The 22365-nt window shown below is 62.0% G+C and carries 23 protein-coding genes and 1 riboswitch; of the genes, 10 read left to right on the forward strand and 13 right to left on the reverse strand.

The features are described 5' to 3' along the window. Nucleotides 1-12: 12 nt before the first annotated feature. The 3 genes from G8767_RS15235 to G8767_RS15245 form a co-directional block, all read right to left on the reverse strand. Nucleotides 13-1113 carry a CaiB/BaiF CoA-transferase family protein gene (locus G8767_RS15235; protein WP_095972495.1) on the reverse strand — a complete coding sequence of 367 codons (1101 nt, stop codon included), beginning with the start codon at nt 1111-1113 and terminating at the stop codon, nt 13-15. Between the two features lie 107 nt (nt 1114-1220). Beyond that, nucleotides 1221-3287, reverse strand: coding sequence for an ABC transporter ATP-binding protein (locus G8767_RS15240; protein ID WP_166810612.1), 2067 nt, complete (start codon nt 3285-3287; stop codon nt 1221-1223). Further along, nucleotides 3284-5017, reverse strand: coding sequence for an ABC transporter ATP-binding protein (locus tag G8767_RS15245; protein WP_124567843.1), 1734 nt, complete (start codon nt 5015-5017; stop codon nt 3284-3286). The genes G8767_RS15240 and G8767_RS15245 overlap by 4 nt, the downstream gene beginning before the upstream one ends. Nucleotides 5018-5337: 320 nt before the next feature. Here G8767_RS15245 and G8767_RS36335 point away from each other — a divergent pair, with 320 nt between their 5' ends. The 6 genes from G8767_RS36335 (at nt 5338) to G8767_RS15265 (ending at nt 9802) form a co-directional block, all read left to right on the forward strand. Next, nucleotides 5338-5460: a hypothetical protein gene (locus G8767_RS36335; RefSeq protein WP_260395586.1), complete on the forward strand. Its 123-nt coding sequence runs from the start codon at nt 5338-5340 to the stop codon at nt 5458-5460. Nucleotides 5461-5670: 210 nt separating this feature from the next. Then, complete coding sequence (locus G8767_RS36340) at nt 5671-5793, forward strand: hypothetical protein (protein WP_019749478.1); 123 nt, start codon at nt 5671-5673, stop codon at nt 5791-5793. Between the two features lie 361 nt (nt 5794-6154). Continuing rightward, the gene (locus G8767_RS15250; RefSeq protein WP_003944356.1) at nt 6155-6301 is read left to right on the forward strand and encodes a hypothetical protein; all 147 of its coding nucleotides are present in this window, start codon (nt 6155-6157) and stop codon (nt 6299-6301) included. Nucleotides 6302-6541: 240 nt separating this feature from the next. Then, the gene (locus G8767_RS15255) at nt 6542-8047 is read left to right on the forward strand and encodes a GGDEF domain-containing protein (RefSeq protein WP_206029395.1); all 1506 of its coding nucleotides are present in this window, start codon (nt 6542-6544) and stop codon (nt 8045-8047) included. A gap of 40 nt (nt 8048-8087) precedes the next feature. Then, nucleotides 8088-9323 carry a formate-dependent phosphoribosylglycinamide formyltransferase gene (purT, locus tag G8767_RS15260; protein ID WP_095972417.1) on the forward strand — a complete coding sequence of 412 codons (1236 nt, stop codon included), beginning with the start codon at nt 8088-8090 and terminating at the stop codon, nt 9321-9323. Next, complete coding sequence (locus G8767_RS15265) at nt 9320-9802, forward strand: DUF456 domain-containing protein (protein WP_050655057.1); 483 nt, start codon at nt 9320-9322, stop codon at nt 9800-9802. The genes purT and G8767_RS15265 overlap by 4 nt, the downstream gene beginning before the upstream one ends. On the opposite strand, the gene G8767_RS15270 is transcribed toward G8767_RS15265, so the two are convergent. Together G8767_RS15270 and G8767_RS15275 are read right to left on the reverse strand one after the other, a co-directional pair. After that, nucleotides 9706-10545 carry an amidohydrolase family protein gene (locus tag G8767_RS15270; protein ID WP_234036705.1) on the reverse strand — a complete coding sequence of 280 codons (840 nt, stop codon included), beginning with the start codon at nt 10543-10545 and terminating at the stop codon, nt 9706-9708. The genes G8767_RS15265 and G8767_RS15270 overlap by 97 nt on opposite strands. Before the next feature lie 109 nt (nt 10546-10654). Next, nucleotides 10655-12052 carry an FAD-dependent oxidoreductase gene (locus G8767_RS15275; protein WP_003944405.1) on the reverse strand — a complete coding sequence of 466 codons (1398 nt, stop codon included), beginning with the start codon at nt 12050-12052 and terminating at the stop codon, nt 10655-10657. 230 nt (nt 12053-12282) lie between these two features. Here G8767_RS15275 and G8767_RS15280 point away from each other — a divergent pair, with 230 nt between their 5' ends. The 3 genes from G8767_RS15280 to G8767_RS15290 are packed head-to-tail and all read left to right on the forward strand — an operon-like array spanning nt 12283 to nt 14403. Next, nucleotides 12283-12708, forward strand: a complete 426-nt coding sequence (locus G8767_RS15280) for a hypothetical protein (RefSeq protein ID WP_095972415.1) — start codon at nt 12283-12285, stop codon at nt 12706-12708. A 46-nt stretch (nt 12709-12754) separates the two neighbouring features. Continuing rightward, the gene (locus G8767_RS15285; RefSeq protein ID WP_007726822.1) at nt 12755-13183 is read left to right on the forward strand and encodes a rhodanese-like domain-containing protein; all 429 of its coding nucleotides are present in this window, start codon (nt 12755-12757) and stop codon (nt 13181-13183) included. Continuing rightward, nucleotides 13180-14403 carry an O-succinylhomoserine sulfhydrylase gene (locus tag G8767_RS15290; protein ID WP_172436668.1) on the forward strand — a complete coding sequence of 408 codons (1224 nt, stop codon included), beginning with the start codon at nt 13180-13182 and terminating at the stop codon, nt 14401-14403. The genes G8767_RS15285 and G8767_RS15290 overlap by 4 nt, the downstream gene beginning before the upstream one ends. A gap of 43 nt (nt 14404-14446) precedes the next feature. Here the strand turns inward: G8767_RS15290 and G8767_RS15295 are convergent, their stop codons facing one another. The 8 genes from G8767_RS15295 to G8767_RS15330 all read right to left on the reverse strand — a co-directional run bounded on the left by G8767_RS15295 (nt 14447) and on the right by G8767_RS15330 (nt 20901). Next, nucleotides 14447-15043: an alternate-type signal peptide domain-containing protein gene (locus G8767_RS15295; RefSeq protein WP_166810614.1), complete on the reverse strand. Its 597-nt coding sequence runs from the start codon at nt 15041-15043 to the stop codon at nt 14447-14449. Next, nucleotides 15043-16632, reverse strand: a complete 1590-nt coding sequence (locus tag G8767_RS35540) for a signal peptidase I (protein WP_206029397.1) — start codon at nt 16630-16632, stop codon at nt 15043-15045. Before G8767_RS35540 ends, G8767_RS15295 begins: the two co-directional genes overlap by 1 nt. Before the next feature lie 5 nt (nt 16633-16637). Then, nucleotides 16638-17240 carry a SipW-dependent-type signal peptide-containing protein gene (locus G8767_RS15305; protein ID WP_166810615.1) on the reverse strand — a complete coding sequence of 201 codons (603 nt, stop codon included), beginning with the start codon at nt 17238-17240 and terminating at the stop codon, nt 16638-16640. After that, entirely contained in the window at nt 17224-17868 is a 645-nt protein-coding gene (locus G8767_RS15310; RefSeq protein ID WP_166810616.1) for a signal peptidase I, read from the reverse strand. Before G8767_RS15310 ends, G8767_RS15305 begins: the two co-directional genes overlap by 17 nt. Next, on the reverse strand, nt 17865-18431 hold the full coding sequence (locus G8767_RS15315) for a hypothetical protein (RefSeq protein ID WP_166810617.1): 567 nt from the start codon (nt 18429-18431) through the stop codon (nt 17865-17867). Before G8767_RS15315 ends, G8767_RS15310 begins: the two co-directional genes overlap by 4 nt. Before the next feature lie 4 nt (nt 18432-18435). After that, nucleotides 18436-18993, reverse strand: a complete 558-nt coding sequence (locus tag G8767_RS15320) for an alternate-type signal peptide domain-containing protein (RefSeq protein WP_166810618.1) — start codon at nt 18991-18993, stop codon at nt 18436-18438. Nucleotides 18994-19280: 287 nt separating this feature from the next. Further along, on the reverse strand, nt 19281-20096 hold the full coding sequence (locus G8767_RS15325; RefSeq protein WP_029254768.1) for an HAD-IIA family hydrolase: 816 nt from the start codon (nt 20094-20096) through the stop codon (nt 19281-19283). Nucleotides 20097-20133: 37 nt separating this feature from the next. Beyond that, nucleotides 20134-20901 carry a sulfite exporter TauE/SafE family protein gene (locus G8767_RS15330; protein ID WP_166810619.1) on the reverse strand — a complete coding sequence of 256 codons (768 nt, stop codon included), beginning with the start codon at nt 20899-20901 and terminating at the stop codon, nt 20134-20136. 199 nt (nt 20902-21100) lie between these two features. After that, nucleotides 21101-21195, forward strand: a riboswitch (SAM riboswitch). A gap of 284 nt (nt 21196-21479) precedes the next feature. On the opposite strand from G8767_RS15330, the gene G8767_RS15335 reads away from it, so the two are divergent. Further along, nucleotides 21480-22361: an amino acid ABC transporter permease gene (locus G8767_RS15335; RefSeq protein ID WP_206029418.1), complete on the forward strand. Its 882-nt coding sequence runs from the start codon at nt 21480-21482 to the stop codon at nt 22359-22361. Nucleotides 22362-22365: the final 4 nt, after the last annotated feature.

Consider the following 22365-nt stretch of genomic DNA (forward strand, 5'->3'; position numbering starts at 1 on the left):
GGGCCGAAGGCCCTAGGTCCAGACCGTGTCGATATCCGTCGCCTCACGTGCCGGGGCGGCGGGCGTCGCGGTGGGCGTGCGCGAGAAGCGCGGCGCCGGAGCATGCTGGGTGACGCCGTCGAGTTCGATGAGCGAACCGCGGGCCGCGATGTGTTCGTTGGACGGAGCCTCGGCGAACGTGAGGACCGGCGAGACGCAGGCGTCGGTGCCGAGGAAGATCTTGGCCCACTCGTCGCGAGTCTTGGACAGGAACTTTTCGGTGAAGAGCTTCTTCATGTCGTCCCACTTGGACGTGTCCATCTGATGGGGGAGCGTCGCGGGATCGAGTTCGAGGCCCTCGAGCAGCAGTGCGTAGAACTGTGGTTCGATGGATCCGACGGCCATGTACTTGCCGTCGGAGGTCTCGTAGGTGTCGTAGAACGGAGCGCCGGTGTCGAGGAGGTTGACGCCACGCTCGTCGGACCAGACGCCGCGACCGCGGAATGCCCACATCATGTGGGAGAGCGCGAGGGTTCCGTCGACCATCGCCGCGTCGACGACCTGGCCCTTACCGGATGTCGAGCGCTCGACGAGAGCCGACAGAATGCCGAAGATCAGGAACATGGAACCGCCGCCGAAATCGCCGACCATGTTGAGCGGCGGGACGGGACGTTCACCCTTGCGTCCGATGGCGTTGAGGACACCGGTCAGTGAGATGTAGTTGATGTCGTGACCGGCGGCGTTGGCGAGTGGGCCTTCCTGGCCCCAGCCCGTCATGCGGCCGTAGACAAGACGCGGATTGCGCTCCGAGACCACGTCGGGGCCGAGTCCCATTCGCTCCATGACGCCGGGGCGGAAGCCCTCGATGAGGACGTCGGCGCGGCTCAGGAGATCGAGAACCTTGGCGACGTCGGCCGGGTCCTTCAGGTTGGCCTCGATGATGCGGCGGCCGCGCTTGATCTGGTCGGTTGCGTTCGAGTCCTGCGGAATCTGCCCTGCGCGCTGCACGATGACGATGTCGGCGCCCATGTCCGCCAACAGCGTCGCGGCGTGCGGGCCCGGTCCCAATCCAGCGAATTCCACGATCCGAATGCCCGCGAGCGGGCCCTTCTTCTCCACAGCTTCTGCAGACACACGTACTCCCAATTCAGACGGTGACAACACTTCTGACCCGACGGTAACCTGTCGGATCGATCAGGTGTGCTTCGGGGCACTGTGTCCGCCGAGGGAGGCGCCGATCACTAGACGGCGGCACCCTCGAACTGAGCGTTGTAGAGACGGAAGTACGCGCCCGCCGCTGCGATGAGTTCGTCGTGTGTGCCCTGTTCGACGATCTTGCCCGCCTCCATCACGACGATCAGATCGGCGTTACGGATGGTGGAGAGCCGGTGCGCGATGATGAAGCTGGTGCGCCCGACGCGCAACGCGGACATTGCTTGCTGCACAAGCTGTTCCGTACGTGTGTCGACCGAGCTCGTCGCCTCGTCGAGAATCAGCAGCGACGGCTCCGACAGGAATGCGCGGGCAATCGTGATGAGCTGTTTCTCGCCGGAACTGATGTTCGACGCCTCCTCGTCCAGCACGGTGTCGTACCCGTCCGGGAGCGTGTGGATGAAGCGGTCGACGAAGGCAGCGCGTGCGGCTTCGTGGATCTCGTGTTCACTGGCGTCGAGCCGGCCGTACGCGATGTTGTCGCGGATCGTTCCGCCGAAGAGCCAGGTGTCCTGCAGAACCATGCCGACGTGGTTTCGCAGGTCGGAGCGGCGCATCTGCGAAATGTCGACGTCGTCGAGAGTGATTCGGCCCGAGTCGACTTCGTAGAAGCGCATGAGCAGGTTCACCAAGGTGGTCTTGCCGGCACCGGTGGGTCCGACGATGGCGACCATCTGCCCGGGCCGAGCCGTGAGGTACACGTTCTCGATCAACGGCTTGTCCGGCTCGTAGCGGAACGAGACGTTCTCGAACTCGATGTGACCGACGTTGCGATGGCGTCCGGCGGGCTCGGGGAGAAGCGGCACGTCGATGTCGGGCGACTGCTCGGGTTCGTCGAGAAGCTCGAAGACCCGCTCGGCCGACGCGGCCCCGGACTGCAGGCTCGTCGACATGGACGCGATCTGCGTGAGTGGCTGGCTGAACTGGCGCGAATAGACGATGAACGCCTGAACGTCACCGAGAGACATGTTGCCGCTGGCGACCTTGAGTGCGCCGACCACAGCAAGCAGCACGTAGGTGATGTTTCCGACGAAGTTCATGACCGGCATGATCAGACTGGAGAGGAACTGTGCGCCGAAGGACGCGTCGAGGAGTTTCTTGTTCTGCTCGGCGAATTCACGCTCGGCTTCGGCCTGATGCCCGTACACACGAACCAGGTCGCGACCGCTGTAGTTCTCCTCGATCTGTGCGTTGATCTTGCCCGTCTCGGCCCACTGAGCCTTGTACAACACCTGTGCTCGCTTGGCGACCCTGGCAACGAGGAGCACCGATACCGGCACCGCGATCAGTGCGATCAGGGCGAGCATCGGCGAAATGACGAACATCATCGTCAGGACACCGAGGACGGTGAGCACCGACGTCAGGAGCGAGGTCAACGTCGACGACAACGTAGACGAGATGTTGTCGATGTCGTTGGTGACGCGGCTGAGGATCTCGCCGCGCGGCGTCTTGTCGAAGTACGGAAGGGGCAGACGGTGAAGCTTCGCCTCGACCGAGGCACGCAGGTTGTAGATGGTCTTCTGGACGATGATGTTGAGGAGGAATGCTTCCAACCAGGCAAGTAGCGACGAGAGCAAGTACACGCCGATTGCGAGCATGACGACCTTGCCGATCGCGTCGAAGTTCAGACCCACGCCGGGAACGACGTCGGTCGAATTGGACACGAGGTCGGCGAAGGTCGAATTTCCTGATGCCCGGATGGCGTCTGCGGCCTGCTCGCGGGTCAGTCCGGCGGGCAGGCTCTTACCGATGAACCCGGCGAAGATGAGGTCTGTCGCGTGACCGAGGATCTTCGGCACTGCGACGGAGAGTGCGATGCTGGCGATCGTCGCAGCGACGACGCAGACGACCGCAATCTTGTGTGGCTGAAGAAGCGAGAGAAGCCGCTTCATCGTCGCCTTGAAGTGGCGAGGTTTGGTGTCCGTCGCGGTCAGCGCAGGCTTCGGCTCTTTGTCGGGGTTCTCGGGGTTACTCGACTTCGCATCCCCGTCCGCGGATTCGGGTTCGCTCGGGATCTTGGCGAACACCACAGTCGGGGCATCGTCGAAGTACTGGCTGTTGGGGCCGCCCCATGTCGGGTCCTGCGGGCTGGTCATGCGCTCATCTCCGCGGGAATCTGGGAAGCCACGATCTCTTGGTACGTCGGACAGTTGGCCAGAAGGAACTGATGGTCGCCGAGGCCGACCGGCGCACCATCCTCCAGCACCATGATCTGGTCGGCATCGATGATGGACGCGACGCGCTGCGCGACGATGATGACCGTCGAATGAGTCGAGACCGTGCGGAGTTCGCGCCGGACCGCAGCATCGGTGTGCATGTCGAGTGCTGAGAACGAATCGTCGAAGACGAAGATCCGGGGTCTACGAACCACAGCTCTGGCGATGGCGAGACGTTGGCGTTGTCCGCCCGAGAGATTGCCGCCGCCCTGGGCGATCGGAGACTCGAGACCATCGGACAGTTCCCGCACGAAGTCGTCTGCCTGGGCGATGGTGAGGGCTGCCCAGATGTCGTCGTCGGTGGCGGTCGGGTTTCCGTAGCGGATATTGCTCGCGATCGTGCCGGCGAACAGGTAGGCCTTCTGCGGCACGTATCCGAAGTTGGTGAAGAGTTCGTCCTGATCCCAGCCGCGGACGTCCAAGCCGTCGACGAGGACGGCGCCGGCCGTGACGTCGAAGAGTCTGGGGATGAGTGAGACGAGGGTCGATTTGCCACTACCGGTACTTCCCACGATCGCGGTGACCGTACCTGGCATGCATCGCATCGAAACGTTCGACAGGACCGGCGTTTCTGCTCCCGGATACGTGAACCCGGCTCCACCGAACTCGACAACGCCGTAGGGGCTGGTCGGGCGGAGGGGCTGGGCCGGCGCGGGCACGGTCGGCTCGGTGTCGAGTACCTCGGTGATGCGGTCGGCGCACACGGCCGCGCGGGGGATCACCACGGCCAACATGGTCGCCATGACCACCGACATCAGGATCTGCATGACGTAGGCGAGGAAGGCGCTGATCTGTCCGATCTGCATGTCTCCGGTGTCGACCAGATGCGCGCCGAACCACAGCACCGCGACGCTCGACAGGTTGGCGATCAACATCACGGTGGGCAGCAGCACTGCCTGGTACCGACCGATGAGGAGCGAGGTGTCGGTCAGTTCCTTGTTGGCCTTGTCGAAGCGGATCGTCTCGTCAGGCTCGCGAACGAAGGCGCGAATGACACGCATACCGGTGAGCTGTTCGCGCAGTGATCGATTGATGTTGTCGATCCGCGTCTGCATCGTCCGGAAATGCGGGATCAGCTTGGCCACAACGACCGAGACGGTGATGCCGAGTAGTGGCACCGAAATCGTCAGGAGCCAGGACATCTGCAAGTTCTCGCGCAGGGCCATGACGATGCCGCCGATACACATCAGTGGGGCGCTGACGAGCATCGAGGACGTCAACATGACCAGGGCCTGGATCTGCAGGACGTCGTTGGTGTTCCGTGTGATCAGCGTCGGCGCACCGAAACTGTTGAATTCGCGATCCGAGAAGCTGCCGACGGCTTTGTAAAAGGCGCCTCGAACGTCGTGGCCGAAGCCCATCGACGATTTTGCAGCCAGATAGGTCGATGCGACCGACGCGATGATCGATGCAAGCGAGACCAGAAGCATGATCCCGCCGGTGGACATGATGAATCCGGTGTCACCGCGGGCGACACCGTCGTCGATGATCCGAGCGTTGAGCGTGGGGAGGACCAACGACGCGATGGCCCCGAAGAGTTGAAGTGCGAGAACTCCGGCAAGCAACCAGCGGTACGGCGGGAGGTACGCCTTGAGCAGTTTTGCTAACACGACGGTTCCCAGTGAATTGGCCGGGTTGCCGCTCGTTCGCGATTGATCACAAGCACACGGTATGACAGATCGCGGTCGAGGTTGGCACCGACTCTGACGATTGCATCCTTTTGTCCTATTTGATTGTGATGTCTGCCACATTCGAATTCGAGGTTGGATTCAGGTCACAGTGCCTGAACTGCAGGTTTACACATCGATCCAATATGTCACGTTTCTGTTTGAACAAAAACAAACTGGACGTACTTGTTTAGCTTGGCTACAAAGGGGCGGAGCGAACAAAACGTGCGCCGCGTCATAGATATTCATGCAAGGAGTCACACATGGGATCCCTCGGAAACCTTCTCAAGGCCAACGGTATGGGCTGGGGCATTCTCCAGCTTCTTCCCCTGGTCAACATGCTCAAGACCATTCAGGGGCTCGACACCGCGAGCTCGAACTCCTGACGTTCGACCGCTGGAAATCTTCCGAAACAACACAGGAGTAGTCGCATGACCTCAATTCAGAATCTCGACGCCTTCCTCAAGAGCGTTCTCGCATTCGTGACCAAGTTGAACGCGGGGTCGGCAGACGGCTCGGGTTCGGCCGGTTCCACTGCCGAGTAGTTCTCGGTCCCAACTTCTTTTCAACTGCATCCCGACATAAGGAGACCCGACATGGGTTCATTCGAAGACTTCAGCGGCGTCGTCAAGACGTTCATTCCGGTACTCAAGGACCTGTTCACGGCACTCGGTGGTGGCTCGCTCACCCCTGGGACCGGATCGGCGGCTGACAAGTAAGTCCCGTTTGTCCGAAAGTGTGGCTCGCAGTTGTCTGCGAGTCACACTTTCCGCCTTTCTGGTGTGAGCTAAATCACATTTTTGCAAGGATTGAACAGTGGATATGTGCTCTGAACTGCAATTGCGACTGAAGGTGTTACTGGCCGTTCACCTTGGTAGCTATTTGGTAGCTAGACAAGTGTCGGTAGCCGGTCTATAAATGCAGTCAGCGCCACGGTAGTGCGCTACGTCACAGCTCGGGATGTTGTTCGGGGGCGGTTCAGCCATCCGTGCGGCAGAAGTTCCCGAACCATCTCGGCCACCGCCTGCGGCCGGAATGGCGCTGGAACACCACACCACCTCACATACAGGAGAACCTCCTATGTTCGGATCACTCAGCACCCTCGGACCCCTGCTCACCGCGCTCGGAGCTTTCCTCAAGTCCGTTCCCACCGAATCGCTGTCCGGCGAGGGCGAGGGCTCGTCCACCGGTTCACTCTCGGGTCTGTCCAGCGGATCCGCCGAGTAGTCATCCCTTCCGGCAGGGTCGTTCGGCTCTGCCAATCGGATTGCATGCAGGTGCCCTCTGTCCACTGTCGTGGCCGGAGGGCACCCGTGTTTGCGGAGATATTCGTAGTTGCCCTTTTGGCATGTGAACACAGAACTGCGAGTGGCAGCACCTGCGTACGATGGTTCGACGACATCGGCATACGGTCACCGCGACGTCCGGTGCTCCCGAATTCAGAGGTAGCCGACCGCGAGGTGACGCATGGTAGGGACGAGTCGCTTTCTGCGCCTTCTCCTAGTGCTGGCCGTCGTGCTTGCGGCTTCGTTGATCGGCATCCTCACCCGCCCACCAGGTTTGCTCGCGACATTCTGGTGCGCCAACGCCATTTTGCTGGGAATGATGGTCAGATGGCCGGTCCTGATCGAATGGCGAACGTGGATCGCTGCGGCCGTCGGATACGTCTGCGCCGACCTGATCACCGGCAATTCGCTGTCGCTTGCCCTGCAGTTGAACGGGGCGAACCTCGCCGGTGTCACAGTCGGTGTCCTTGTTCTGTACTACTTGAAGCGAACACCGTTCCGATTGGTCGATTCGCAGTCACTGGTGTGGATGGTCTTCGTCTCGTTCGTCGCGGCGACTGGTACCGCGGCAACCGCCGGCGCCTTGGACCGGCTCTTACGCGGTCTGTCCTTCACCGACACGTTTGTCCACTGGGGCGCCACCGAGGTCATGGCGTACCTGCTGGTCCTTCCTCTCATTCTGACTCTCACCATCCCGTCGAGCCTTGCCGAGTTCCGCACCAAACTGACGGCCAGAACTGTCGCCGCTATGAGCGTTCCGCTACTCGCCACTGCAGCCTGCGTGCCGATCGCCCTCAGCATCGAAGGGCCGATCGCGCTGGTCCTGCCGATTCCAGCTCTCCTGTGGTGCGCCACTCGCATCTCGGTTCCGAGCACTGCCTTCGTTTCCGTGGTCTGGTCGGTGTGGTCACTCATGATGGCGGGTAGCGGTCGACTCGATATCGGAGATCAAGCCGCCTCGACTTGGAACGAGGACGTCATCACGTCCATTGCGGTCACGTTGATCGCGTTGGGGCCGATCGCGGTTGCCTGTGCGACCGAGGAACGTCGCGCTGCCGAGCGTGAGCTTTTCCTTGCTGTCGAATTCGACCATCTGACCGGAGTCCTCTCGCGCGGTGCTTTTCTCGGACATGCGGAATCGGAACTTGCCGACGCGGCCCGCGCGCACTCCCCGGTCGGCCTGCTGATGCTCGACCTGGACCACTTCAAGAGCATCAATGACACGCATGGACATATGACCGGTGACAGCGTTCTCGCGAACTTCGCAGAACGAGCCGCTGACCGATTGTCGGACGGCGATCTGATCGGAAGGCTCGGCGGCGAGGAGTTCGCCATTCTGCTTCCGGACTGCAGCTTTGCCCGAGCAGTCGACGTCGCCGAGGCCGTCCGCGGCGCGCAGGTCGAGTACTCGGCCGAATCAGATGTGACGAGCACGGTCAGTGTCGGCGTCGCGTGGGTTGATCACGCGACGCCCGCCTTGGCCACCCTCATGAGCGTCGCGGACGAGGCTCTGTACGACGCCAAGCGTGCCGGACGCAATCTCGTGAAAGTGCGCAACGTCGGCAACGACGCCGTGCCGCAACAGAATTCCGAGCCGACCACGGCCACCCGCACCTATCGCAAACCAGCGGTACCTCGAACGATCAGGCGAGGGTTTGACCGCGAAGGCGTGGTCGACGGCGGATAACTGCGCTGACCTGCATCGGGATTGGCATATAGTCGCACCCATGCAGCTTGATTCGACGCCTTCGCACCTGCCGACCCTCCCACTCCGATTCGGGACCCCACTGACCGAGAACGCCATTCGCGTGATGATGTTGGGATCAGGCGAGTTGGGTAAGGAAGTTGTCATCGCGCTGCAGCGTCTGGGCGTCGAAGTGATTGCGGTGGATCGCTATCCCGACGCCCCAGGGCATCAGGTGGCCCACCGTGCTCACACTGTCGACATGACCGATCCGGAAGCGCTGCTTGCCGTCATCGAGTTGGAAAAGCCTCACTTCGTGGTTCCCGAGATCGAGGCCATCGCGACGGATGCGCTTGCACTCGTCGAAGAACGCGGAGGGGCGGTGGTCATTCCGACCGCCCGCGCCACTCAGCTCACGATGAACCGTGAGGGAATCCGTCGGCTCGCGGCCGAGGAGTTGGGCCTGCCCACTTCGCCGTACGCCTTCGCGGACTCGCTTGCCGAAGTACAGGCAGCGACAGACCGAATCGGTTTCCCGTGCGTCGTCAAGCCAGTCATGTCCTCGTCGGGAAAGGGACAGTCGACGGTTCGATCCGCCGAAGATCTCGACGCCGCATGGGATTACGCGATGGCCGGAGGCCGTGTTAATCACGGCCGGGTGATCGTCGAGGGCTTTGTCGATTTCGATTACGAGATAACGCAATTGACGGTTCGCGCCGTCGGGGAGAGCGGTCAGGTCGAAACGTCGTTCTGCGAGCCGATCGGGCACCTGCAGGAGGCCGGCGACTACATCGAATCGTGGCAGCCGCAGCAGATGTCCGCGGCTGCCCTCGCGTCGGCGCGGGACGTCGCCGAGAAGGTGACCACGGCTCTGGGCGGGCGAGGCATCTTCGGCGTCGAGCTGTTCGTGAAGGGCGACGACGTCTACTTCTCCGAAGTGAGCCCACGGCCGCACGACACCGGATTGGTGACCCTGCGGACGCAGCGACTCTCGGAGTTCGAGCTGCATGCCCGTGCGATCCTGGGCTTGCCGGTCGACACGACTCTCACGGCCCCGGGAGCGTCGGCGGTGATCTACGGCGGCGTGGAGGCAAAGGGAATCGGATTCGACGGTGTCGCCGAGGCACTCGCGGTTCCCGAGACGGACCTGCGGCTATTCGGCAAGCCGGAGAGCTTCACGCGTCGTCGCATGGGTGTTGCCGTGTCGACGGCCGCCGATGTGCCCACTGCACGCGCCCGTGCTCGCGAAGCCGCGTCGAAGGTGCGTCCCGTCGGATGAGTCCTGTGGCCGAGGTCCTCGTCGGGCTGGTCATCCTGGTCGGTCTGATCGGGGTCGTCGTTCCGATTCTCCCCGGGACACTTCTCGTTTTCGCCGCAATTCTGGTGTGGGCGATCATGACCGGTGGCGCGACGGCGTGGACGGTGTTCGCGCTGTCCACGCTGGCGCTGGTGGTCACCGGGATCGTGAAGTACACGTGGCCAGGCAAGCGGATGAAGTCCGGGGGCGTGCCCAACCTGTCGGTGGTGGTCGGCGGCGTCGTCGGCATCATCGGGTTCTTCGTGATCCCGGTCGTGGGGTTGTTCCTCGGTTTCATCGTCGGAACCTACTTCGCGGAACTAGCGCGGCTGCGTCGCTACGACATCGCCTGGTCGTCGACGCTTCACGCGGTGAAGGCAGTCGGATTGTCCATGCTGGTGGAACTGTTCGGAGCGCTGATCGCGGCGGGGCTGTGGCTGGGAGCCGTCGCGTTCACTTGAGCGCAGCGGTACCAGGAGCGTGCGTTGTCGCACATGACCGCGGACAGGTCGTCGCCGACGGCATCGGCGATCACGTCCAGGTCGTGGACCTCGAACGCTCGACGTGCCCGGGTACCGGGTAGGTCGGTGCCGAACATCAGCGCAGCGGGATTGACCGCGTGGATCTGGCGAAGCACATCGCTGACGTCGGAGATGGTGGTGCGGCCGAACCCGGTGGCTTTGACACGTACTCCGCGGTCGACGAGGTTGAGGAGATACGGCAGCCCGCGGGTGGACATTCCCAAGTGGTCGATGCTCACCGCCGGCAATTTGGCGAAGACGGGTTCCAACGACAGCAACAGCGTGGCATCGACGTAGAACTCGGCGTGCCAGCCCACCAGATCGAATGCGCGATTGGCGAGATCGGCGAGCAGACGCAGGTCGGTGGCGCCTCGGCGCAGATTGAACCGGACGGCGCGCACTCCCAGCGCGTCCAGAGCAACGATGTCTTCGTCCGTCGCATCGAGTGGCAAAGCAGTGACGCCCACCCAGCCTTCGCCGAGCTCGGACAATGCGGCTTTCAGGTATTCCTGGTCATTGCCCTGGTACGACGCTGTCACCACCGCGCCGCCGTCCACACTCAGGCCCTTCAGCGAGGCAATCCGGGCCCGGTAATCGGCCACGGTGAAGGGCTCAGGCAGGTACCCGTGATTCTCGACCAGCGGGAAGCGCGGGTCGATGATATGCACATGGGCGTCAAACACGGGGTCTATTTTGCCCTGTTGCCCTGGGTCCCCGCACACACCACCGGCCCGATGTGACCTGGGTCGCGTCGGGCCGGTGGAGGGCTTGTGTTCAGTTACTTCTGCGCACTCAGTTCGCGCGGTCGGGCTCCGACGCCTTCAGCATGTCGTGACGCTCGACGACCTTGATGCGCTCACGGCCTTCGGGCTCGCCCAGGCTGCGCTCGTGCGCGTCGAGGCGGTACCAGCCCTGCCAAGTCGTGTACGGCACCTGCTTGCCTTCGAGGAACTCGATGACGGCGTTCTCGTCGGGGTTCGCGGCGCCGGCGAAGTCGACGGAATCCTCGAGAAGATTCGCGACGGTTTCGTTGGCGTCACCCTTGGTGTGGCCGATGAGGCCGACGGGGCCGCGCTTGATCCAGCCGGTGACGTAGGTGGCCGGCATGAACCGGGCTGCGCCCTCGGCGTTGTCGTCGGCGACGACGCGTCCGGCGTCGTTGGGAACGGTGCCTGCCTGGTCGTCGAACGGCAGCTGCGTGATGTTCTGCGAGAGGTAACCGACGGCGCGGTACACGGCCTGGACATCCCAGTCCTTGTACGTGCCGGTGCCCTTGACGTTGCCGGTTCCGTCGAGCTGGGTGCGCTCGGTGCGCAGGCCGACGACCTTGCCGTCTTCACCGAGGATCTCCGTGGGAGACTCGAAGAAGTGCAGGAACAGCTTGTGGGGACGGGCTCCGACATCGCGAATTGCCCAGTCCTGCAGGGTATTCGCAACCATATCGACCTGCTTGGAGTTGCGGCGAGCCTGCTCGGAACCCTCGTCGTAGTCGATGTCCTCGGGGTCGACGATGACCTCGATGGTCGGCGAGTGGTCGAGTTCGCGCAGTTCGAGAGGCGTGAACTTGGCCTGGGCCGGGCCGCGGCGTCCGAAGACGTGAACCTCGACGGCCTTGTTGTTCTTGAGACCCTCGTAGACGTTCGCGGGGATTTCGGTCGGCAGCAGTTCGTCACCGGTCTTGGCGAGAACGCGGGCGATGTCGAGCGCAACGTTGCCCACGCCGAGGACGGCGACCTTCTCGGCCTCGAGGGGCCACGTACGCGGCACGTCGGGGTGGCCGTCGTACCAGGAGACGAAGTCGGCCGCGCCATAGCTGCCGTCGAGTTCGATACCCGGGATGCCGAGCGCGCGGTCGGCGTTGGCGCCGGTGGAGAAGATGACCGCGTCGTAGAACGACTGCAGGTCGTCGAGGGTGATGTCGGTGCCGTAGTCGATGTTGCCGAGCAGGCGTACCTGAGGCTTGTCGAGCACCTTGTGCAGGGCGGTGATGATGCCCTTGATACGCGGATGATCAGGCGCGACGCCGTAACGAATCAGGCCGAAGGGCGCGGGCATGCGCTCGAAGAGGTCGATGCTGACGCCGCGGCCGGAGACTGCGGTGTCGGATTTCATGAGGGCGTCGGCGGCGTAGATGCCGGCGGGGCCGGCGCCGACGATCGCGACCCGGAGTGGGCGGTTGGAGTCAGTCATCGTGAGGACAGCTACCTTCTTCGAAGTTCGGACAACATATCGACAAGTATCCAATTTAGCCGAACCTAAGCACAGCGCCTCGGTTGCGGCCGAACGGATCCACACTCTCACTCGATCGGTTGTGGGTAAACCTATTCTTTCTTCCCATTCTCCCGTTGTCTCGGGTATTCGGGGTAGGGGCCTGCTCCTTGACGGGCCACAACTTCAAGTTGTGGGGGAGTATTGGCGCTATGAGTGACGAGCTTCGCGAATCCGACAACATCGATGGCAAGAAGGCGTCTGCGGGGCCGTTCCTCTTGGCTGTCGCCATCGTCGCCTTGATCCTGGGTGGAATCTTCGTCGCGTCGTGGATCTCGCCGGCCGAGGAGAACGTCACCGAGTCGGACCGCGTGAGTCGCTCCGTCACCGACTACGTCGATGCCGAGAATCGGAATGACGCGGAGACGATCAAGACCCTGACCTGCGCGAGCTTCAATTCGAGCAACGGTCCGATGGCCGACGTCGACGGAACCGTCGAACTGAAGGGTGTGGACGGGGTCGTGGTCAACGGCGATCGTGCACGGGCCGACGTGACGATCACCGGTGGCGGAGCGGGCGAGCGAGTCTCGACCTGGGCCCTGACCCGTGACGGCAACCGTTGGGTCGTCTGTAACTGACGGCCCGCTCAGGCGCTCGCGGCAGTCTTGTGAAAACATGGACTACGTGAGTTACGCAGGCGATCTGACGCCGGAGCAAGCCTGGGAGCTGCTCCGCGAAAACCCCGACGCCGTGCTGGTCGACGTGCGGACCGATGCGGAGTGGAAGTACGTCGGTGTCCCCGATGTTTCCTCCCTCGGCAAGCAGGCCGCACTGATCGAATGGGTGAGCCACCCGACCGGCGCGCGCAATGACAACTTCGTCGACCAGTTGAAGGAAGCCGGCATCACCGCCGATTCCTCCGGGTCGGAGCGTCCGGTGATCTTCCTGTGTCGATCCGGACAGCGTTCCATCGGTGCGGCGGAAGCTGCGACTGCGGCGGGTATCGGCCCGTCGTACAACGTGCTCGACGGGTTCGAAGGCGCATTGGGCGCCGACGGGCATCGCGGACTTGTAGGTTGGCGGGCCATCGGCTTGCCGTGGAGGCAGCAGTGAGCGGAATTCCCCAGGGCGGCGCATTTCAACGAGCGCTGCCGGACGACGTCGGTCTCGGCACCCTCGGTGTTCGCGGCGGACTGATGCGCACCGGGTTCGAGGAGACTTCCGAAGCTCTGTTCCTCAACTCCGGATTCGTCTACGAGAGTGCAGAAGCCGCCGAACAAGCCTTCACCGGCGAGGTGGATCATTTCGTCTACTCCCGCTACGGCAACCCGACCGTCAAGATGTTCGAAGAGCGTCTGCGTCTCATCGAAGGTGCAGAAGCGTGCTTTGCGACGGCCAGCGGAATGTCGGCAGTCTTCACGGCGTTGGGCGCACTGTTGGCCAACGGCGACCGATTGGTTGCCGCGCGCAGCCTCTTCGGATCCTGCTTCGTGGTGTGCAACGAGATCCTTCCGCGCTGGGGCGTCGAGGTTGTTTTCGTCGACGGTGAGGACAACGCGCAGTGGGAAGAGGCGCTGTCCGTGCCGACCACTGCCGTGTTCTTCGAGACTCCGTCCAACCCGATGCAATCTCTCGTCGACGTTCGACGGGTGTCGGAGCTTGCTCATGCTGCCGGTGCAAAGGTAGTGCTGGACAACGTCTTCGCGACGCCGCTCCTGCAGCGCAGCCTTGATCTGGGAGCCGACGTCGTTGTGTACTCCGGCACCAAGCACATCGACGGTCAGGGCCGCGTGCTCGGCGGCGCGATCCTCGGAACCGAGGAATACATCAGCGGTCCCGTCCGAGAACTGATGCGGCACACCGGTCCTGCGCTCAGCCCGTTCAATGCGTGGACTCTGCTCAAGGGTCTCGAGACCATGCCGGTCCGTATTCGGCATTCCGTGGCTTCGGCACTCGAGATCGCCGAATTCCTCGAAGGACACTCCGGCGTCAAGTGGGTCAAGTATCCGTACCTGACTTCGCACCCGCAGCACGAGCTCGCGAAGTCTCAGATGAGCGGCGGCGGAACTGTAGTCACGTTCGAGCTCAATGCGCCTGACGGCGAGGGCAAGAAGCGGGCGTTCGAGGTTCTCAACGGTCTGCGCGTCATCGACATCTCCAACAACTTGGGAGATTCCAAGTCGTTGATCACTCACCCCGCCACGACAACGCACCGGGCCATGGGTCCGGAAGGCCGTGCAGCGGTGGGTATTACGGACGGCGTTGTGCGGCTGTCCGTCGGGCTCGAGGACACGGCCGATCTGTTGGCTGATCTGAAGCGAGCTCTCGGCTGAACCCGTAGAGCGCCTTGCCTCGAACTTTCGTCGGCAAGGCGTTCTACGGTGCAGGCGTGAGACCCAGTTGTTTGACGTCGATCGTCAACGCCGTCGTATTCATCGTGAGTCCCGAGCTGGTGGTATCGCTCGGGTAAATCGTGAACAGCACCTGCGCCGTCAGATTGGTGTTGTTCAAGGCCGACGTGACCGCTATGAGATTCGGCGTCGGTGCCGTGCTGTCGTACATCAGATTGTTGTTCTGATCCGTCACGTACGTGCGAAGGTCGACATTGGCGGTTGCGAGACCACCGCTGAGCTTGGTCTTGTCGACTGTCACGTTCGCTTTCAGGCGTGGGCCGGTGGCAAGTACCTTCGAATCGCAGAAATACGTGTAGTTGAATCCAGGCTTGAGACGGTAGGTAGCGATGTTCGGGATGGCCACGAGTGGGTTGGGGTTGGTCGGCGCGTTGACGTAGACCTGCGAATACCATCCCCCGCCGTTGGTGGTCACGCACGCACCCAGGTCGAGGGTTCCGGATTGCACAGCGGCGCTCGTCAGGGTCGTACTGTCCGTCCACTTCGCCAATGTGCCCGAACCACCGAGCAATACAGCTCCGGCCGCGGCGACTGCCATTGCAGCCTTCGTCGTCTTCTTCATCACGGCACCAGCGCCTTGATTTCGTCCGGAAGTTCGCTCGGGGCAGGAGATTCGGCCCAGACTCCCGTTGATGTGTCGATGACGGTGACTCCGGACGTGGTGATCACGTACAACTGATCGGTACCGGTGAGCCAATGCAGTACAGCGTCATTGTCCACGGCACCCCGATACACCTCGGTGCCTGATGAATTCGACACGGACACAACGTTTCCACTGGCAGTCGAGAGCTTCTGGGCGCTGAGGCCGGTCGTGGTTGCCGGGGCACCGATGGGAACCTCGCTCGGGGTGGTCGTGATTGGTGGCACCGTTGTCGTTGTCGTTGTCGTTGTCGTTGTAGCGGTCGTCGTCGGGGGCGCCGTAGTTGTAGTCGGTGACGAGGTGGTTGTCGAAGGTGTAGTTGTGCTGGTGGTTGTCGTGGCCTGCGTGGTTGTTGATGCGCTCGGAGTAGTCGTGGGTGAAGGTGTGGTCGAACTGACTGCTGCGGTGGAAGTGGTATTCGGAGCGTCTGGCGCCAGTGCCGGCGCTGCTGATCGGCTGAGAGCAGATGTCCCGCTGATCGGACCGCCGCACGAGTAGAGCAGGCCGACGAGAATGCTGAATTGGTAGCCGGAGTACGACGGCGTGACCGAAGTACCGCTCAGCCCATGGATTTCGATGTTGTAGGTGCCGACGATGAGCGGGAATGCGACCGTTGTACCGCCCGAGCCGTATTTCATGGAGCCAGTGGTCGACGTTGCGGTGTAGTCGTTCGACCCCAAAAGGTTTCCGCTGGCGTCGCGAGCGATGAGGCGGTATGAACTTCCGACAGTCGCTGGCCAAGTGATCGTTACTGCGACCGGCACAACGAGCAGCAAGTTGACGGTGCAACTCGACGTGCTCGGCGCAGTTGGAAATGTTGCGGCAGTACCGAATTGGATGCTTTGCGCCGTTGCTGAATCGGTGTACCCCGCCTTGGTGCCACCGATCTGGGACACACCGACCACCGTGAGACCGACCGTAGCCAAGGCGACGATTGCCTTGAGGGCGTGAGAATCGCCGTGCGCGTCCTGACGATCCAGCCTGGGTTCCCCTTCATCCGGGTTTCTCCGTGGGCGAAATGCGATGTACAGCAGTCCTCCGACGGCAATCGCACCGAGCACAAGCCCACTCGATCCGGACAGCCAGACTGCCACGTAGCCGAGGCGGTTGATGCTGAAGAAGACGCGATCGGCTTCGGTGATGACGTAGGGATCGGGGTCGGCGATCGGATTTGCATCACCACGCAGTTGCGCGACGGCAAGGTTGTTGCCCTGCTGATCTATCGATTCCACGCGATGGGTGATGCGCGTGCCTTGGCTGTCGTAGACGCTGAGGATGTCACCTACCTGAACTTCCGAAGCGGGTACTGTGCGCGCGAATGCGAGAGCGCCGGTATCGATCGTGGGTGACATCGATCCACTCCGAAATATCAGCGGAGTGATGCCGAACACCAGACCGGCGATGAAGATGACGATGGACGCCAAGCCTGCGAGGGCTCCCAGAGTGAGTAGCACTTCCCATATCCGGTTCGGCATCGAGACCTTTGCACGTGCTTTCGTGTGTCGGGACATTGCCATCACACCTTTGCCGTGAAGGTCAGGACGATGTTCGACGTGCTGTTCGTCGGCGGTGTCGGTGTTGTCGGAAGCTGCACCGAGACACATAGATTCTCCGTCGCCCCGACCGGCAGTGGGCGGTCGACGGCACCGATGGCTTGATTCGCGGTGAGTGTCAGCGCGAGCGAGGAGACCACGTTGGTGCCGTCAGTGCACTTGTTGGCAACAGTTCCGTTGGAGGAAACCGTCATACGTAGAGAGGTCGTCAACGCACCACCACTCGTCGACGTGATCGTGTACTTCAGTGGGACAGTCGCCCCCGTGCCCAGATTGTTGACCTTGATCAGAGCGGTATTCGAATCACCGGGAATCATTCCGGACTTGCCAAGCTCGCTGAAATTCAGGGACTTGGTCAAGGTGGGCTGGGCAGTGCTGTTCAACTGCAGGTTGATCGACCCGGTCGTGATGTTTCCCGAAGTCGCAGTCGCGGAAGACGTCCAGGCCGCGAGCGTGGTAACTCCGCCGACACCAAGCACCATCCCCAGCGCGAGCAGCGCGCGAAAGCGCGTGCTGGTCAACAGGTGACGAATCCGGTGAGCCGGACGGTCAGGGCGCGAGGGCATCGTGCTGGCCTTTCTCGATCTGGGCGGAGTCGATGAGGTTGGAAGCTGCAGGGTCAGGAGCCAATCGGGCTCGAGCTCGCTCCTTCCGGCCGTCACGGATGCCGCTGATCATCATGTAGGCCGCGTACAGCAGTAGTGCCGTCACGACTATCACCACGATCACGGTGCGCTGCTCTCCGGTGAGCCAAGTGTTGACGTAGCCGAGATACGGAAGGCTGTACCAGACCTTTCCCCGGATCTGTACTGGCCGTACTTCTTTCTCGTCGCGTTCACCGTTCGCGTCGCCCTGCGTGATGAAAGTTCGTTCACCCTTTTGGTTTTCACTTGTGGCGATGATCCGGTGCGTGACGACGGTCGGCTGACCCGATTCCAGCTGGTACGTAATAGGTGTACCGATCCCCAGTTCGGACGGATCGACAGGTTTGACGACGACCAGTGATCCAGGGTTGTACGTCGGGCGCATCGAACCGGTCAGAATCGTGAAGCGCTGCGCTCCCGCGAAGAAGGGGACGACAATGGTTGCGACGATGACTGCCGAAATTGCCAGTAGCAGTGTCCAACTGACGATAGAGGTGACCCACCAGAGCGGGCCGGTACGTTCGATGCGCTTCGTAGAGTGCTTTGTCATACCGGACCTGCCTGGAACGTGAAGGTGGCGTTGTTCGTCTGACCGGAAACCGCACCAACCTCCACCGTGAGCCGCAGACACAGGACGTAGGTGCCACCGGCTGCGAGCGGAGTCGGCATGTACGCGGGGGAAACCGGGTACTGCAGCGATGCATTCATCGATCCGGACGTCAGTGGGGTCACTGCCGGAGCCGCGGTGTTGACGCCGGCCGGGCAGGCGCCTTCGTTGGCGACTCCGTACGTGGTCAACGTGAATCCCGGAAGTGCGCTCGTCGACTGCATTCGCCACTGCAGAGGATCAGACCCCGAATTCTTGACGGTGAGCGGAGCTTGCACCGTGTTTCCCGGGACCACAGGCGTCGTGGCCGTCGTCAAATTTGCCAGGGTGTACGCCGCACTGGTTCCGGCCGAAGTACCAACGGTGAGGTTGACGCTGGCAGCGGTTGCGGTCCCACCACTCGCGCTCGCCGAATCGGACCACAGCGCGAGCGACTGCTGTGACGATGCGAACACCGCTACAGCAGCCACCGCGACTGCGATCGCTCCCCAGACCTTTTTCCTCATGAAATTACGGAGCCGGTGTCAGTGCTGTCTGAGTGACGACCAGCTTCATCGCTGACAAGTTCAGCGACTGGTTCTGCGCGACCTGGTTGGCCACCTCGGTGAAGTTCAGACGGACTCCGACGTGCACGATCGTGCCGTTCTGTACCTTGGTGATCTGTGAAATCGGGTTGCCACCAGCGTCCTTGATGGTCGTAACCGGCTGTACAGCGGCGGCGAGTTCGGCGCTGTTGGCACCCGGAACGATTCCGGCCGTATCAGCGGTCAGAACCGCAGCGAGACGATCGCCGACCGCGGTCACGGTCACGTCGCAGGTGTATTCGATGCTTTCGGTCGTGACGATGCGGTAGGCCGAAATGTTGGTGATCGCGGTCTTCGTCGGATTGAGGGAGTTCCAACCGCCGCCGACCGGTGCGCAGGCGCTCAGGTCGAGTGCACCGGAAGTGACGGGCCCGCCGCCACTGACGTCGGCCGAGTCGCTCCACACAGCGAGCGAGCCCGCACCGCCGAGGAGGAGGGCGCCGGCCGCCGCAGCAGCGATCGCGCCCTTGGTCTGCTTCTTCATGAAAATCTCATTTCATGTCTGGGACCCGAAATGGGTCGTTCAGACATGAGTATCAGCCACGGCAAACGATTCGTTACTACTTTTTCTCAAATTTCTTTTTGGACTGTGATCCACCTATCGCCGGGGGTGTATTCGCCTCTGACCTGCGAATAACTATCAGTACGCAATCTTCCTATGAAAGAAACCGCTTGTTTGTCCATCTGGACAAAGTGGACGAGTCGGATCCTGGCAAATCTAGTGTTTTTTACCAGTTAATTACCGACTCGCGGTTTTGTTTTGCAATTGAATCAATTGTTTGCGGTGCTACGGAATGGATCGGTTGTCATTCCTACAAGATCGGCGACCGACTCGAGAACGACTGTGGGTCGGTACGGGAAGAGCTCCACCGACGCGCGGGTCGAGATCCCGGTCATCACCAGAATCGTCTGCAGTCCGGCTTCGAGGCCGCAGACGATGTCGGTATCCATGCGGTCACCGATCATCAATGTGTTGGCCGAATGAGCGCCGATGGACCGCAGGGCCGACCGCATCATCAAAGCGTTGGGCTTGCCGACGTAGTAGGGATCGCGCCCGGTTGCCTTGGTGATGAGGGCGGCGACGGAGCCGGTGGCCGGCAGCGAGCCGTCGCGCGACGGTCCGGTCGCGTCGGGGTTGGTGGCGATGAACCGCGAACCACGCTCGACCAGGCGAATCGCGGTGGTGATCGCCTCGAACGAGTACGTGCGCGTCTCACCGAGGACGACGTAGTCGGGGTCACTGTCCGTCAGGACGTAACCGATATCGTGCAGGGCAGTGGTCAGGCCCGATTCGCCGACCACGTAGGCGCTTCCACCCGGCCGTTGGTTCGCCAGGAACGTCGCGGTGGCGAGCGCTGACGTCCAGATCGACTTCTCCGGGATGTCGAGACCCGAATTGAGCAGGCGTGCTCGCAGGTCACGCGGGGTGCGGATGGAGTTGTTGGTGAGCACCATGTACGGGATGTCGTTCGACGCCAGCTCTGCCAGGAACGTGTCCGCTCCGGGTATCAAGTGCTCCTCGTGGACGAGAACCCCGTCCATGTCCATGAGGTAGGTCCAACCGGTCTGATCTTCTGTACTGGTCATGTCTCCAGTATGTGCGGGAGCCGCCCGATGTGGGCGGTCAAGCGAGAAGTCGCCACAGCCCGATCAAACCGACGACGACAATCGTGTAGCGAAGTGCGGTGGGGGACAGGCGCCGTCCGTAGCGGGCACCCAGAACGCCACCCGCGAGTGAGCCGACAGCGATCAAACCGGCTGCTGCCCAATTGATCTGGTCGAAAGCCAGGGTGATGTACATTCCCGCTGCAACGATGTTGACGAGCAGTGAGAGCAGGTTCTTCGCGCCGTTCATGCGCTGGAGGGTTTCCGGGAGGATGGCACCCATCACACCGATGAGGAGGATGCCCTGCGCGGCAGTGAAGTAGCCGCCGTAGATGCCGACTGCAAAGGTTCCGGCGGTCAGGAGCATCAGCCTTGTGGTGGACAGCGTCGTTTCCTCGGTGGAACGCTTCTTCGCCCAAGCCTGGATGCGTGGTTGGAGGAGGACGAGTGCGAGAGCCAGGATCAACAGCACCGGCACGATGGTCTCGAACAGTTTCTCGGGTAGATGCATGAGCAACCACGAGCCGAGTAGTGCCCCGGCGAGCGACGCCGGAATCTGCCAGCGCAGGCGTTCCCACTGCCCGGACAACTCACGCCGATAGCCCCATGTGCCCGACACTCCGCCGGCGACCAGTCCGACCGCGTTGGACATGGTCGCGGTGACCGGTGGCATGCCGAAGGCGACCAGGGTGGGGAACGTGATCAGTGTTCCACTGCCGACGACGGCGTTGATCGCGCCCGCGCCGATGCCGGCCAACAAGATGAAGAAAGCGTCGAGTCCACTCACTCCGCAGACGGTACGGCAGATGCGAAGTCGGTCCGGACGGCGGTCCCGGTCTTCATTCGAACACTCCATTCAACACGGCGGTCAAGGCTTTGGGCACCGTTGAAATCAGTGCGATTTCAACCTGATTGACCTTTCATTTCCCTTGCAGTGCAGGGAAATACAACATTTGACGACTCGGCAATTCGCGTCTAGTCTTTGCTCACCATCCAGAGCGACCGAGAGACCTGGCTCGTCGACGTCGCAGCAACCCCCCGAGTGATCGGGAGCGGGTGCTACCGCCAGGACCGATGGAAGGCATCACATGGGTTCCACTTCGCACGCTCCGCACAGGCGCCGTCACATCGATCTGTGCCGCACGGCTTCGTGTCACTGTCGCTGACCGAACTGTCGTCTTCGTAACTCGAGTGCATCTGCTCGAGCACACAGCTGCGTTCCCATTTCCCGAAAGGTCTATTCGTGATGTCCACTCCGTCAGGTAGTGCGCCGTGAGCGCGCCCACCGATGTCCGCCCCGAAAAGTCGGTGGCCGAGCCGCAGCTTCCCGACTCGGAGCTTGTCGTTGCTCGTACCTGGCACCCGCTGCGCTGGGTGATCAGCGCGGTCGTACTGGTACTGCTTGCCCAATTCATTCACGGACTCGTTGTCAACCCCGGCTGGGACTGGCCGACGTTCGCGCAGTACTTCACCGCGAAATCCGTGCTCGCCGCGTTGTGGGTGACGATCAAACTGACCCTGTGGGGGACGATCCTCGGATTCGGTCTCGGTGTTTTCCTGGCGCTCGGCCGTCTGTCGAAGAACCCGGTCCTGCAGGTGATCGCCTGGACCTACATCTGGGCCTTCCGCTCCATTCCGCTCATCGTGCAGTTGCTCTTCTGGTTCAACATCACGTACCTGTACCAGACGCTTTCTCTCGGAATACCTTTCGGGCCCGAGTTCTTCACCTTCCAGGTCAGTGGTGTGATCGGCGGATTCACCGCAGCGGTCATCGGTTTGGCGCTGCACCAGGCCGCGTACTCGGCCGAGATCATCCGTTCCGGAATCATCTCGGTGGATCACGGTCAGATCGAAGCTGCTCACTCGCTCGGTATTCCGCGCAGTCGCCAGTTCTTCAAGATCGTTCTCCCTCAGGCGATGCGGGCCATCCTGCCCAACGCGGCAAACGAGGTCATCGGACTGTTCAAGGGAACGTCCATCGTCTCCACCATGGCAATCGCCGAACTGTTCTACCAGGTGCAGGTCATCTTCGGACGCAACGGTCGAGTTGTGCCGCTGCTGATGGTCGCCACGATCTGGTACATCATCCTGACGACGTTGCTCTCGATCGGTCAGTACTACGTGGAGCGCCACTACGCCCGCGGATCTGCCCGTGCACTTCCGTTGACGCCGATACAGAAGGCGCGCAAGAAGTTCGAAGAGATTCGTGATGCGCGTCTCGATATTCCGAGAGGTGCGACCCGATGACCGC

The sequence above is a fragment of the Rhodococcus sp. IC4_135 genome, assembly GCF_011602025.1.
Lineage (GTDB): Bacteria > Actinomycetota > Actinomycetes > Mycobacteriales > Mycobacteriaceae > Rhodococcus_F > Rhodococcus_F baikonurensis.